Consider the following 13,957-nt stretch of genomic DNA (forward strand, 5'->3'; position numbering starts at 1 on the left):
GAGCAACGCGAGGGAGATGAGAGCTGCCTTAATTTCAGCCAAGTTCGCTAAAATACGGCAAATCGAACTCTTCGTCGTTCGATTGGCTGAGAGCAAGCCCCTCGGAAAGCGTCCGCTCGCAGCGAAGATCAACTTTTCATAGTTAATTCTATTGTAAAGGAAAAAGACTGTAGGCAAGCCCCATGATTTCTGGAGTTTGTCTACAGTCTGACCAGCCCAATATGTGGGCTGGCTTTACTTCATTCATATCGATAGATCAATATACGTTCGTCCTCATTGTCAATTGACAGTATAGGGATGGGGATTTCTTCAATTCGCTCAAAAGGGGTTTGTTCTTCCAAAAAGTACACGAAGGCAGTCGTGGGGTAATAAAGGATGATATCCACCTGTCGCTCATAACGGTCAACAGAGTCTAGCACATTGCGAATGACTGTCTGGAAAACCTCCACTGAAAATGGGTTGAAAAAGTAGAAGACATTTTGTCTAGCTTGAATCGGATACGTTTCTGCAGTAGTTTGTTCAAATTCAATAGAGCCGCGAAACCGTTTCTGCGAAGCTCGAAAATCCGCGAGATTGACAAACGCTTCTTGCAGCAAACGTCCATTCAAGTCGACGCCTGTGACGATACTTCCAAAACGATACGCGCTATAGATTGGGACCCTTCCTTTGCCGCATCCAAAATCCACGAGATGATCCGTGGAACGTAGCGGATAGATTTCAAACAAGGCGTCCAATACGCTGTACGGCGTCGCTTCATAGCGGTTATAATGCGCTGAACTTTGTAGGATTTCAATTGTGCCTTCCGTACGAATACGAAGGATTTTGTCCATTTCTTGATCGGTCATTCCTCACCCTCCTTTTCTTTCACTTGAACATGGACCGATTCGATTTGGTTTTCAATATTTCTCCCATCCAGCCTTTCTTTTTCAAATAGAAGTAAAGGCCGAATGTAGTGGACAGAATGACAGTGAGGGCAAAGGCATAACCGTGTGCCCACTCAAACTCCGGAATCGACTTGAAGTTCATTCCCCAGATTGCCCCGAAAACTGCTGCCGGGGTAAAGATTGTAGTGATCACTGTGAGTGTTTTAATGATTTCGTTTCCTCGCTGATTGGATACAAGACTCTCCATGTCTGTTAGAGCCTCCACTTCTTGGCTGTACTCTCTTATCAGCATCTTGATTCGTTTTATTCTCGTGCATAGCCTCTTATACTCAAGTGTTCCAAGTTGTTTTTCTTCAAAAGTCTCTTCAATCGTCATTTGAACCTCGACTAATGGTATGACTAAGTTATTCCAAATAATCAATTCATGCCTGCTTTGTGCAATACGTTCTAGCAAAGCCATATTATTATTTTCTTTAATTTCCCAAATCATCTCTCTTAGACGATATTCAAACTGATCAATTTGCTCAAGAAATTTGTGCAGAACCGCATTTAGAAGGACGATAAATGCCTGAACTGCATTTTCCGAACCCTCCAGTTTTTGTTCCATTTCATCACGAGCTTCTTTCGGGAACAGATCCTGATTTAACTGTGACGTCAGCAACGTATCTTTCGTGAGGAAAAATGAAAAGGTCTTATTTTCATCTTTACTGTGCATGCTTTGTTCGTACGTAAGCCTCCCCCAAAGTGCCTCCTCATCCTTAACTGCCGTTGAGTTACCGATGACATCTTGTTTGTTCTTTTCAAGGGTTTCAAGCCACTTACTACTCATATGGGATTGATGGGAAAGTTCTGCCTTCAAGTCCGTTTTCTGCTCTACTTCAATCCATTCCCAGTTGTCATGCTTGAAAGAAAAATACACACCGATTCCTCTCTTTCATATGGTTCTTTTCTCTAGTTTACCTGTTCTTTCTACTGAAGCAAACTTGTGAAAGAGGATTTGCATCTATAGAATACGGGAAGAAATAGATATCGTGTGACAACTTAGCCATTAGCAAGACTTTTCCAGGTCCGTACTATACAATAGAAGATGAACAACGCGACTGAAAATACCTTGCTCTATGCTTTCTGTTTCACTTATAATGGTTTTTACAAAACATTTTGAAATGATTGAAAACAACTGGAGGGATTATGAATGCGCGTACGTGACTTACTCGTTTCTAGAAATTATGTAACTACAGTTAATGACAAAGATACTGTGACCGAAGCACTTGATAAAATTCGAAAAAGTGGCTTTCGTTCCGTTCCTGTAGTGGATGCTAATGACAACTACAAAGGAATGATATACAAAATCCATCTTATTGAATATTTGTATGAGCAGAATGGTAATGCAGCTGCGACGCTAGATACGATTATTAAGCACCACGAAGATTCTATTGAAGAGACTTCATCATTCTTGGATGCACTATTAAAAATCAAAGCACTTCCTTTCATTTCTGTTACCGATCATGGCAAGTTAGTCGGTATTCTGACACACAACAAAATTGAAGGCGTGTTCCAAGATGCATTTGGTGTCAACACAGGCGGGTTGAATCTTACTATCTCCTCAACGGAAGCTCGTGGAATGATTGAAAAACTTGCTCGTACACTTCGCGGTGAAAACATAGAAGGTATGCTAACGCTCGATAACGGTTCCGTGCTTGTAAGACGTGTTGTTCTGACACTCGAAGGAGAAAAAACAGAGGATGAAGTCGAAGCACTTCGTGCGAAACTGGAGAAATCAGGTTTCCGCATTCTTCAGATGGAACGTCTTGAAAAACAACTTTAATCAGAAAACGGACATCTCGCTTTTTTTGCGTGGTGTCCGTTTTCATGTTTCTTCCCTAAGTGCTCAACTTAAAGATCGTTTTTAGTAACAACACAGTTGCTGCTGTCAATATGACAGCTTTTCTTTTTTAATAACCGTTTAACCTCGTGCTTAATCGGGTATAGGTAGTAGTTGAATGGAGGCGTTGGTGTGATTAAGATTTCCATCCGCAGAACGTATAGATTTCAAGAAATAGTGAATACTTTTTTGAAAAATGGGTTTAGCCACGTACTCTTTCGCCTCGGGATTACAGAACGCAGAGCTGCAGCAAAGATGAAGAACGAACCTCTGGATATGAATCTTCATAATATCGGACAAAAATTGAATCGGACTTTGCAAGAGCTCGGTCCGACATTCATAAAGTTAGGGCAGATTGCAAGTACTCGACGCGATTTAGTACCCATTGAAATTATACGTGAACTTGAAAAACTTCAAGACCATGCCGAGCCCTTTTCATTTGAGGAAGTCCAGCAAATTATTGAAAAAGAGCTAGGAAATCCACTGGATGAACTATTTGAATCCTTCAACGACAGGCCACTCGCAACTGCATCAATCGGTCAAGTCCACGCTGCCTACTTATATAACGGTGAAAAAGTAGCTGTTAAAGTTCAGCGTCCCGACATACGACAAACCGTGGGTACGGATTTATCCATTCTAAAAGAAATAGCATCCATTATTGAGAACAACACGGATTGGGGAAAATTATATGGTGTTCGTGCCATTATTAACGAGTTTGCAGATTCACTACTCAGTGAGCTCGATTACGAAACTGAAGGGAGAAATGCTGAACGTATCTCTCGACAAATGAAAAAAGATCCGTCTGTGTACATTCCAAAAATACATTGGGAGCTTACCTCCAAAAAAGTATTGACGATGGAGATGATCGAGGGAATTAAGTCTGATCATATCGATTTGCTAGATGAACAAGGATATGACCGGAAACTACTCGCGAGAAAACTAGTGAATTCCATGTTTAGTCAAGTGCTTGACCATGGCTTCTTTCATGGCGATCCTCATCCAGGAAATATATACATAATGCCTGGAAATGTTATTTCTTTTATTGACTTTGGAATGATCGGAGTCATGGATGATCAGCTCAAGCTCCAGTTCGCAAAGCTAATTATGGAATTGGAACGCGGTAATACAAAGGGCATCATCAAAGTATTAGATGCAATGGGGATACTACAAGACGAAACAGATATCAAAAGCCTACAAAAAGATTTAGGTATGCTCAAAACTAAGTACTATGACGTTCCTCTAAAAAATATGAGTTTGGGAGACATCTTCATGGACCTGTTTGGGGTTGCCTACCGTCATCAAATTAAGATCCCGAGTGAAATTACAGTTTTAGGGAAAACGATATTAACACTTGAAGGACTGATTTCAAAGTTAGATCCCAATATGAGCATCATGGATGGCGTAGAACCTTTTGGAAAGAAACTTATCAAGGAGTATTACAGTCCAAGTTCCCTACTTAAATCCGCTTGGGAGAGTGTGAGCGAAAATGCAGAGATTCTCGTAAATATTCCGCGCGATTTCAAAGATATAAGTACAGCTGCAAAGAAAGGGAAATTGAAACTGGATATTAACTTACGTCAAACCAGTTTCATTCTTCGAAGAATGGATATCATTAGCAATCGACTCGCATTCAGTGTCATTCTTCTTGCTTTTAGTATTTTAATGACTGGATTGATCATCGGTTCTGCCATTGCTGGAGAAAATAATATGTTACTGAACCTTCCTGTTATTGAGGTCGGTGCGATTGTCGCATTTTTAATGTTTGTATTTCTTCTCTTTTCCATTTTCAAGTCTGGAAGAATGTAGCGGCTAGTCTAGTCTTAAGAGACTTAGTCGTTTTTTTACACACTTAAGCAAGTAACCAATTTTACTAGGTAAAATGGATTGATTTTGCAATTCCAGAATATGAATTCTAGAGTTGTTAGTGGGACAATTTCCTAATTCGATAAAGGAGGAAGACGCTTGATTACATTTAAAAACGTGTCCAAAAAATATCCAGACGGCTTTGAAGCACTAAAAGATTTAACCTTTGATATTCATGATGGTGAACTATTTGTACTGATTGGGCCAAGTGGTAGTGGGAAAACGACTACGATGAAAATGATTAATCGGTTAATCGAACCTTCAGGCGGAGATATCAAAATCAATGAAAAAAGTGTCTCGTCTGTCAACCCCGTAGAGCTACGAAGAAGTATAGGATATGTTATTCAACATATTGGCTTGTTGCCACATATGACTATCCGTGAAAATGTTGGGCTCGTCCCTCAACTAAAAAAGATGGAGGAGAAAGACTACCGCAATAAGGTAGATGAACTGATGACGATGGTTGGATTGGATCCAGATACATATGCGGATCGATATCCTCAAGAACTGAGCGGAGGACAGCAGCAGCGCATTGGCGTGATTCGTGCAATGGCCGCAGAACCGCAAATTATTTTAATGGATGAGCCATTTAGTGCGCTTGACCCTATAAGTCGCGAACAGCTCCAAGATGAATTGGTCAAACTGCAACGCGATGTAAAAAAGACGATTGTGTTCGTAACACATGATATGGATGAAGCCCTTAAAATTGCTGATCGTGTTTGTATTATGAAAGATGGAGAAATTGTACAAATCGACTCTCCTGAAGCGATTTTACGTCGCCCGGCCAATGAATTTGTACGGAATTTCATCGGAGAAGATCGCTTAAATGAAGCGGTTATACTTCCCCCTCTCGAATCTCTTCTTATCAAACCCATCTCCACTCTTTATAAAAGAGGACTTGCAGAAGCTTTGAAAACGATGCAAAAAAAACGAGTCGACACCTTGATTGTCGTTGACGAAAACGATCATTATCTTGGTGTGGCATCTATATGGGATGTACAAAAGCATTTCAATGACGAAACGCTTACGTTAAACGACATCAAAAAAACAGATCACGCGAAATTCTATATCGATGAACCCGTCGCAGAAATTTTCACGAAACTAAATGAATCAGGTTACTGGTTTGTCCCTGTAGTTAATCGCGATGAAAAGCTACTAGGTCTCGTCAGCCGATCGAGTCTCGTCGAGTACGTCGTTGATGAACTACTCTAAACTGAAAGATAGGATACATTTTGACAGGAGGTCTTTACTATTAACGAAATATGGAATGATACAGTAGATGTCTTTACAAATCGATGGCCCACTATTTGGAGCCTATTTCTTGAACACGCGACTCTTTCTCTGATTTCTATCGGAATCGCAATCCTCATTTCAGTGCCCCTTGGAATCATTTTGACACGCAACACAAAAATAGCTGAGCCAATCATCGGGGTCGCTTCTGTCCTACAGACAATCCCGAGCCTGGCCTTGCTTGTGTTCCTTGTTCCATTTATGGGGACAGGCAAAGTACCTGCAATTATTGCGCTCACAATTTATGGCTTGTTGCCAATCCTGCGCAATACATACATCGGTATTCGCGGAGTTGACCGCGCTACAGTTGAAGCGGGTATTGGTATGGGAATGACCAGCCGACAGGTCCTTACGATGGTTGAATTACCGCTTTCGTTAGGTGTTATTATGGCGGGTGTACGAACTGCAACTGTTTTAATCGTCGGTGTGGCTACCATCGCCGGATTAATAGGAGCTGGTGGACTTGGAGATCTCATTTTCCGTGGTCTTCAAACGTACAATTCGGGACTCATCCTTGCAGGCGCAATTCCATCTGCTTTGCTAGCAATCGTGCTCGACTTCATTTTGAAAAAGGTAGAAGGAATGGCGCAGCCGGGTAAACTCTCCCGCAAAACAAAAAAGAATATTACACGAGGTGCGATTGCCGTCATAGCAGCCGTTGTCCTAGTGTTCGCCGTTACTTCATTCACAGGTGGAAATAAGGACACTATAACGATTACCGGTAAAAACTTCACAGAACAAGAGATTATGGTCTATGTGCTTGGTCACTTGATTGAAGAAAAAACGGACTTGGATGTAAAATACGAATCATTCCTCGGCGGATCCACCCTCGCTTTTGAAGGGCTCCAGCAAGGTAGTTATGATGTCTATGTAGAATACACAGGAACTGGGTTAATGAATTATTTGAAAGAAGATGCGATTAACGATCCTGACGAGGCGTATAATTATGTAAAAAAAGTATTCAAAGAAAAATACGATCTAGTCTGGTTGGAGCCAATCGGTTTTAATAACACCTATACACTAACTGTGCGTCAGGAAGATGCGGACAAATACGGACTTGAAAAAATGTCTGACTTGAAGCGAACTGCTGACTCCATGGTGCTTGGTACAGAACCGGAGTTCCAAGAAAGAAAAGATGGATATCCTGGCTTCCAGGAACTTTACGGGTTCTCATTTAAAGAGGCAAAAACAATGGACACAGGTATCATGTATAGTGCCATCAAAAACGGTGATGTCGACGTTATCGATGCTTTCGGTACAGATGGACGCATTCCTGAGTTTAACTTAAAAGTGTTGGAAGATGACAAAAATCTATTCCCTCCTTATTATGCAGCTCCACTCATCCGTCAAGACGTGCTAGACAAGCATCCAGAATTGGAAGAAGTTCTGAATATGCTAGCTGGCCGAATTGACGATGAACGCATGCAACAATTGAACGCACGTGTGGATATTGACAAAGAGGAATATGAAACCGTTGCCGTCGACTTCCTGAAAGAAGAAGGTTTGATTGATTAACTCCTAAAAAAACCACGTAGAAAGGTGATTTCCTTTCTACGTGGTTTTTTATGAAAAATCGATCAATCAGACGATGAAGTACGCAATTACTGACAGCAAGATTGAAGTAACAGTCATTGCTGCAAGCGGGCGAAGTGCTCGCGCGCGCAGATCTCGTAGGCTTACATTCAATCCAAGTCCAACCATAGCTGCCGTTAGGAGCCAAGTTGTTAATACGGAAATGAATTCATAAACACCATCGGACACTGGAATGATTGGCCCGAATACATAACTTCCTAGTACACTTAAAATGATGAAACCGACCAGGAACCATGGAAACTCGATTTTGGTATCTGCTTCTTCTGTTCCTTTGCTTTTACGTTTCATAATCGCGATGAAGATGAAGCATAATGGGACAAGCAAGAACACACGACCGAGCTTCGCAAGTAGTGCGATGGCAAGACCGTCTTCACCTGCAGGAGCTCCTGCTAGCGCAACGTGTGCAACTTCATGCAAGCTGATTCCTGACCACATACCGTATTGAATTGCATCGAGAGGTAAAAATGGACGTAACACTGTATATCCGATGGCAAAGACTGTACCCATCAAAGCGATAATTCCGACACCAATTGCTGTGTCTTCGTCTTTTGCTTTCACGATCGGTGCGATTGCAGCGATTGCAGCCGCTCCACAAACCCCTGTACCGACACCAAGTAAAAGCGAAATATTTTTATCCGCCTTAAACATCTTAGCGAGCCATAGTGTCATGAAGATGGCGAAGATAATGACGCCGACGTCACGTACAAGCAAGCCAAGACCATCGCTAAGTACGGTATCAATGTTTAGTTTAAGACCGTACAAAATGATCGCTATCCGCAATAAACGTTTAGATGAAAAGGCGATGCCTGACCGAATTGCTTCAGGATAGCCAAAAAACTGTCGAAATGCGACTGCAATGATAATGGCAGAAGCTAGTTGGCCAATATGGTCAAAACCTGGTAGCTTCGCTAGTAAGTAGCCTAAAAATGCAATGAAAAATGTAAATGCAACCCCACCAATCCAAGCAGCTGGCTTCGATAGCTTTTTGGGTGAGGGCGCTGTTGATGATGAATTCATGTTGAACACCTCCTGTCGTTTAGTATACGCTCCTAGTTTCCATAAGGAAAATAACAATATATAATAGCTATCATAAGTAAATCCATATGTGAGGAAGGTGTGAGTAAGTGGACCAAGGTTTAAACGTCTTTGTGACAGTCGCAGAAAAGAAAAGCTTTTCACGTGCAGCTGAGGATCTTCATATGACACAACCTGCGGTAAGTCAGTACATTCGCTCCTTGGAAGAGACGATGAATGTGCGGTTGCTTGAAAGGACAAACAAATATGTCCGACTGACAAAGGCTGGTGAAATCGTGTATCACCATGCCAAAGAAATTGTCGGATTATATGGTCGCATGCACCATTTAGTCAATGACTTGTCCCACGAAGCTAGTGGACATCTCTCGATTGGTGCCAGTTATACATTCGGTGAATATGTGCTTCCTCATATATTGGCTCGATTGCTCGAAGATTATCCACGCATTCAACCGGATGTGACAATTGGAAATACTGCAGAAATTGCAGACCTCATCATGAGTCGGCAACTTGATGTAGGCATCGTTGAAGGTCGGTTCAAAGAAAATCGGCAACTGACAACACAAGCTTTTGCAGAAGATCGGATGATTCTTGTAGCTTCAGCAGGCCATCCACTCTCGTTAAAAACAAAAGCAATCGAATGGAAAGCGTTGAACGAACAAACGTGGATCATCCGAGAAGAGGGTTCCGGTACACGAGAGGCTGTAGAAGCTGTGTTTGAACGCTACGCCTTAACTCCTGTTCGTACGATGCAGTTCAGTAGTACCCAGCCCATTAAGGAAGCCGTTGAAGCAGGGCTAGGAATTAGTTTGTTGTCAGAGTGGGCTGTTCAAAAGGAAATCCGTTATGGGGAATTAGTGCAATTACCTGTAAAAGACTTACCATTTGTCCGCCAATTTTCGATTGTAACCAGTTCGCAGTATCAGACAAAGGCGCTAAAGGTCTTTTTGGAGCTATTGCTCAATAATCGTGAGTTAAAACTGTTTCGGGAGTGTTAATGTAAAAACCGCGACTGACCTGGAAGTCAGTCGCGGTTTTTTCATTGAATTTAATTACGTCGTATATGCTTTAACACAATTTCACTTTCTGGAATAGATGGGATACTCGTTTTACTATAGCCCAACTCTTGTTCGGGAACGTCGTAAGACATTCGATTCGCTAAATAATCGAGCGAGACTTTCATTACTTCAATTGTCGCCCACTCTCCTGCACAGCGGTGTCCTATTGCATAGTCGCCTCCACCTTGAGGCACAAAGTTGTATGGTGTCATTTGGTCTTCGTCAAAGCGATCCGGGCGGAATTCATGTGGATCCGGCCAGCTCTTTTCGTCGTGATTTGTGCCATAGAAGTCAAAAATGACTAATGTGTCTTTCTTGAAAGATACATCATTCCAAACGAAATCTTCCTTTACTCGGGCTGCGTTAAACGGAAAGAATGGATACAACCGTCTGGTTTCCTGTACAAAATTTTTAAACGGCTGTTCTTTACTTCCTTCGAGCTTGCTTCTTTCTTCTGGATGAGTAATTAGCGCATGTCCTAAAAATGCGATATAGATGGAAATCGCTACAATAGGACGTACGATATTCAACACTTCAACAGCTACTACACGTTCATCTAACGGCAAACCGTCTAAATCATGATGTTTTGAGAACGTCAGTAATGCCGTACCTGCAGGTGGTTGTAGATTACCCTCACGAACGTCTGACACTAGCCCCGCTATCCACTCTTCTAATTCCTTACGTGCACTTGTACCTCTTAAATACTGAATGCCGACTGAAGTTGGAGACTCGAATAATTGAACTAGTTGCTTTGTACGTTTAGGGACATCTTTCTCCTCAAGCGGGACACCAGCCCAACGAACAGCTGCACGAGTGAGGATTTCCTGGGCCTGCTCGTATAATTGGATGTCAGCTCCTTCTCCCCATTCAGAAAGTTTGCGCTCCCACTCATCAGCGGTCAGCTTTCCTAGCTGCTTGATATGTTCTGGATTCATCAACTCCATGAACATTGCTTTACGGTGTTGATGCACTTCTCCATCTAAGGTTTGAACCCCTTTTTCCCCTAGCAACGTTTTTTGGATGTGCTTCGGTGCAGCCCCAGCTCTGACAAACTTGTCGTTGTCATAAAACAGCTCGCCAGCTTCTTTACCTGTCATGCAAATGACTCGTTCTCCAAGTAATCTCGTTTCAAATAAGTTGGAATCGAACTCGTTGTTCCGATTTGTAATGTAATCATATCCTTCTTTAAACATACTAATTGTGTGATCTAGACCTTCTTCTTTAGGAATGGTTTCCATCTTCGTTACGCTCCTTTGATCGTTATATATTTTCTACTTTATTGATTTCCTTTCCCTTTGCATTTGTAAATAAACGGGATTACATTGAGAGGATTTTACATTGTCGATCAGACTGTTGCAGTTGTCTTACCTTTGGGATGATTTATCGATCACTCGATTGAGGTGGTGCTCAACTAGTTGCTATTTCCAGGACACATCGGGAGATTTCTCGATAACGGGTCTCAATTCAAGTGCGTTAAGGGGTTAAATGGTAACGCTTCGCGTGAAGAGTGTTCAGGTATTTCCTGTAGACGCGGATCTTAGGGTTTGGTGGGTTATCGGAATGGAACTCGAGGAAATTTATGAGCGAAATATGAGTTTTATGAGTATTTCTTGAGATTTATGATCACTTTTCTGAGTTTATGAGTGTTTCCCCAGGTTTATGATCACTCCCATTAGTTTATGAGCGTAACTCGAGTTTTATGATCACTTTTCGATATTTATGATCAGATATAACAAGTTATGACTCTCAAAAGACATATACTTCGTTACCTTATTCTCACCAAACTCTAATCTTCTCCACCTAACTTTTTAATCTTCTCCACCAATTTTTTTAATTTTGAGTAGTTAATATAAGGATATAAGCAAAACAGAAACAAGAACTATTCAAAGCAGTTTAGAGGAGTACTCATAAAACCAACTAAAAAAGGGGATTTTCATTATGTTACAAAAATTCGAGGTACTTACACCATTATTTGAAGGTCAAGCTAATGAACGTCTTCAGTTTAAATTGAACATTGATGGACACGACTATCGAGGTATTTTCCATAATGAAGAGGTTCATTGGTTTCAACCACAACCCCATAATAAAATTGACGAAAATGAACTTGATTTTATTGAATCCAACGTTTGTGAATTCTTAAAAAAAATGGACATTTACTTTACGGAACGATCATGACCCAAGGGTTATGAACACGTTGGCAACCTGTGAATATCACGCTATTTGAATCCACCAAAAAAGGGCTTTGCAAAAGCCCTTTCCACTTAAATCATTTGATTAATTTCCCTGGGTTCAATAAATTCTCGGGATCCAGCACTTGCTTGATCTTCAGCATGACGTCGTACGCAGCGCCGTGCTCATCGCGTTGGTATTTTTGTTTGCCGACGCCGACACCGTGCTCGCCTGTGCATGTGCCACCACATGCGAGCGCACGGCGGACGATGGTTTCATTATATTTATCGGCGATCTTGAGTTCTTCATCATTTTCGTGGTCGATCATCAGCAACACGTGGAAATTACCATCTCCAACGTGTCCTACAATTCCGCCTTCGAGTCCTGTTCTGTCGAGTTCTTCACGTGCAAAAACTACGGCATCTGCTAATTTGGAAATCGGTACACAGACATCCGTCAGCATCATCTGTTTGCCTGGGAATCCATGTGTATAGGCATATGCTGCATTGTGTCGGGCTTCCCATAGACGATTGCGACTCGCAGTTTCCGTTTCGAACAAGATCTCTTTGCAGCCGAAGTCTGCGACAATTTCTTCTGTAAACGCAACGTCTTGTGCGAGACCGGCTTCGTTGCCATGAAACTCCAAAAATAGGGTTGGCAGTTCCGCGTAGTCTGTTTCGCTATACGCATTCACTTGTCGAATGGATTCCGTGTCGACCAGTTCCACACGGGCAATGGGAATGCCAGCTTGCAAAATGGCAGGAACTGCTTCAATGGCATTCGTAATGGAAGTGAATGTTGCACGTGCAGCAGTTGTCACTTCCGGAATTCCAAACACACGGAGTGTCAATTCAGTAAAACATCCGAGAGTTCCTTCTGAACCGACAAATAATCCGTTCAGATGATAGCCTGAGGACGATTTGGCCGCTTTGTTCCCTGTGTGAATCACAGTTCCATCCGCTAGGACCACCTCCAGATCTCTCACCTGATCACGCATGACGCCGTATTTCACGGATGTCGTACCACTCGCGTTCGTTGCCGCCATACCACCAAGTGTGGCATCTGCTCCTGGATCGACAGAGAAGAATAGCCCATGTTTTTTCAACTCTTTGTTCAATACAGAACGAGTCACTCCAGGTTGTACAGTCACCAGCATGTCTGAAGGATTCACTTCGAGTATTTGATTCATCTCAGTGAAATCGATTGTAATTCCATAATCATATGGAATTACGTGTCCCTCTAGACTTGAGCCGACGCCAAATGGAATTACAGGGACGTTTAAATCCCCCGCAGCTTTCACAATCCTGCTCACCTCTTCAGTGGATCTAGGGTATACTACAAGATCCGGGAGGCTTGGCGTATGGTAAGATTCGTCCTTGCTATGTAAGTCGCGTACTGTCTCGTTTTGTGTCACTTGCTCTTGTTCTAAAAAATCCGTTAATTCAGCAAAAAGTTGGTCAACTGAAGTAGTCATCCAATCCATTCCTTTCTTCCTTAATTTATATAATTTCCACAATTATAACTCATTCTGATCTCGTTTGTAATTCAATAAGCAGGGAATACTATAAGTAATGCATAAACTATAGGAGGCCTTCATCATGAGAAAATCAGCATCTATTGCAGGAAGCATTCTTGCGACAGCCCTACTTCTAGGCGCTTGTGGTAACAACGACACGAACACAGAAAACGACAAAACAACCAGTACGGAAGATGCGACAACTGAGTCTGGAGCCGTTTCCGATGAGTCCACTAACAAGGACACTTCTTCGGGTACAAGCGATTCCTCGACCACTAATGACTCGACAGCGTCAGACAGCGACCAGGACTACATGAAAGAGAAAATGGACAAGCTGACTTACGACGAATTTGAGCTGGAAGTCGATTATGGAAAAAACAAAGAATATGAAATTGAAATCGAACAAGACAACGGCAAGGTGGAATCGACTGTTGAGGATGAACTTTCCAATTCCAATTTGCACGGACGGGAAGCGTTCGATGAGATTTATCCAAAATTAGAAAAGCTGGACATTACAGAAACCACTTCAAAAGAACAAGCGATTCAACAAGCATTGGAAGCTTTCGGTTTGAAAGATGATTACGTTAAATTTGATATTGAAATCACGATGCCTGATGGTCAAAAAATCCAATTTGAAGACAAAAAATAAGTAAAAGCGGAACCGTCAATT

At 42.0% G+C, this 13,957-nt stretch carries 12 protein-coding genes; 7 read left to right on the forward strand and 5 right to left on the reverse strand.

The features are described 5' to 3' along the window. Positions 1 to 239 precede the first annotated feature (239 nt). The gene (locus N693_RS0106990) at positions 240 to 845 is read right to left on the reverse strand and encodes a cyclopropane-fatty-acyl-phospholipid synthase family protein (RefSeq protein WP_025784088.1); all 606 of its coding nucleotides are present in this window, start codon (positions 843 to 845) and stop codon (positions 240 to 242) included. A 19-nt stretch (positions 846 to 864) separates the two neighbouring features. After that, complete coding sequence (locus N693_RS0106995; RefSeq protein ID WP_025784089.1) at positions 865 to 1,803, reverse strand: magnesium transporter CorA family protein; 939 nt, start codon at positions 1,801 to 1,803, stop codon at positions 865 to 867. 273 nt (positions 1,804 to 2,076) lie between these two features. Here N693_RS0106995 and N693_RS0107000 point away from each other — a divergent pair, with 273 nt between their 5' ends. From N693_RS0107000 to N693_RS20580, 4 genes are all read left to right on the forward strand, one after another. Next, positions 2,077 to 2,709, forward strand: coding sequence for an HPP family protein (locus N693_RS0107000; protein ID WP_025784090.1), 633 nt, complete (start codon positions 2,077 to 2,079; stop codon positions 2,707 to 2,709). A gap of 189 nt (positions 2,710 to 2,898) precedes the next feature. Then, a complete protein-coding gene (locus N693_RS0107005; protein WP_025784091.1) occupies positions 2,899 to 4,572 on the forward strand; it encodes an AarF/ABC1/UbiB kinase family protein in 1,674 nt (557 codons plus the stop codon). Positions 4,573 to 4,728: 156 nt separating this feature from the next. Then, positions 4,729 to 5,841: an ABC transporter ATP-binding protein gene (locus tag N693_RS0107010; RefSeq protein ID WP_025784092.1), complete on the forward strand. Its 1,113-nt coding sequence runs from the start codon at positions 4,729 to 4,731 to the stop codon at positions 5,839 to 5,841. A 180-nt stretch (positions 5,842 to 6,021) separates the two neighbouring features. Next, on the forward strand, positions 6,022 to 7,434 hold the full coding sequence (locus tag N693_RS20580) for a glycine betaine ABC transporter substrate-binding protein (protein WP_371257549.1): 1,413 nt from the start codon (positions 6,022 to 6,024) through the stop codon (positions 7,432 to 7,434). A gap of 66 nt (positions 7,435 to 7,500) precedes the next feature. On the opposite strand, the gene N693_RS0107020 is transcribed toward N693_RS20580, so the two are convergent. Next, positions 7,501 to 8,529: a YeiH family protein gene (locus tag N693_RS0107020; protein WP_025784094.1), complete on the reverse strand. Its 1,029-nt coding sequence runs from the start codon at positions 8,527 to 8,529 to the stop codon at positions 7,501 to 7,503. 107 nt (positions 8,530 to 8,636) lie between these two features. Between N693_RS0107020 and N693_RS0107025 the strand changes: the two genes are divergently transcribed. Next, entirely contained in the window at positions 8,637 to 9,542 is a 906-nt protein-coding gene (locus N693_RS0107025; protein ID WP_025784095.1) for a LysR family transcriptional regulator, read from the forward strand. A 50-nt stretch (positions 9,543 to 9,592) separates the two neighbouring features. Here the strand turns inward: N693_RS0107025 and N693_RS0107030 are convergent, their stop codons facing one another. Then, positions 9,593 to 10,840 (reverse strand): cytochrome P450, encoded by a 1,248-nt coding sequence (locus N693_RS0107030; protein WP_025784096.1) that lies wholly within the window; start codon positions 10,838 to 10,840, stop codon positions 9,593 to 9,595. A gap of 700 nt (positions 10,841 to 11,540) precedes the next feature. Between N693_RS0107030 and N693_RS0107040 the strand changes: the two genes are divergently transcribed. Further along, positions 11,541 to 11,777 (forward strand): hypothetical protein, encoded by a 237-nt coding sequence (locus N693_RS0107040; protein ID WP_025784097.1) that lies wholly within the window; start codon positions 11,541 to 11,543, stop codon positions 11,775 to 11,777. A gap of 91 nt (positions 11,778 to 11,868) precedes the next feature. Here N693_RS0107040 and N693_RS18980 read toward each other — a convergent pair whose 3' ends face one another. Further along, positions 11,869 to 13,245: an FAD-binding oxidoreductase gene (locus N693_RS18980; RefSeq protein ID WP_037592943.1), complete on the reverse strand. Its 1,377-nt coding sequence runs from the start codon at positions 13,243 to 13,245 to the stop codon at positions 11,869 to 11,871. A 124-nt stretch (positions 13,246 to 13,369) separates the two neighbouring features. On the opposite strand from N693_RS18980, the gene N693_RS0107050 reads away from it, so the two are divergent. Further along, a complete protein-coding gene (locus N693_RS0107050; RefSeq protein ID WP_025784098.1) occupies positions 13,370 to 13,936 on the forward strand; it encodes a YusW family protein in 567 nt (188 codons plus the stop codon). Positions 13,937 to 13,957 lie beyond the last annotated feature (21 nt).

Origin of the sequence: Sporosarcina sp. D27 (genome assembly GCF_000586555.1) — a bacterium.
In the GTDB taxonomy this organism is placed as follows: domain Bacteria; phylum Bacillota; class Bacilli; order Bacillales_A; family Planococcaceae; genus Sporosarcina.

Bases quoted from the DNA above. Each gene is read 5' to 3' on its own strand.
- N693_RS0106990 (WP_025784088.1), bottom strand. From the start codon at position 845: ATGACCGATCAAGAAATGGACAAAATCCTTCGTATTCGTACGGAAGGC.
- N693_RS0107000 (WP_025784090.1), top strand. From the start codon at position 2,077: ATGCGCGTACGTGACTTACTCGTTTCTAGAAATTATGTAACTACAGTT.
- N693_RS0107020 (WP_025784094.1), bottom strand. From the start codon at position 8,529: ATGAATTCATCATCAACAGCGCCCTCACCCAAAAAGCTATCGAAGCCA.
- N693_RS0107030 (WP_025784096.1), bottom strand. From the start codon at position 10,840: ATGGAAACCATTCCTAAAGAAGAAGGTCTAGATCACACAATTAGTATG.
- N693_RS0107040 (WP_025784097.1), top strand. From the start codon at position 11,541: ATGTTACAAAAATTCGAGGTACTTACACCATTATTTGAAGGTCAAGCT.
- N693_RS18980 (WP_037592943.1), bottom strand. From the start codon at position 13,245: ATGACTACTTCAGTTGACCAACTTTTTGCTGAATTAACGGATTTTTTA.
- N693_RS0107050 (WP_025784098.1), top strand. From the start codon at position 13,370: ATGAGAAAATCAGCATCTATTGCAGGAAGCATTCTTGCGACAGCCCTA.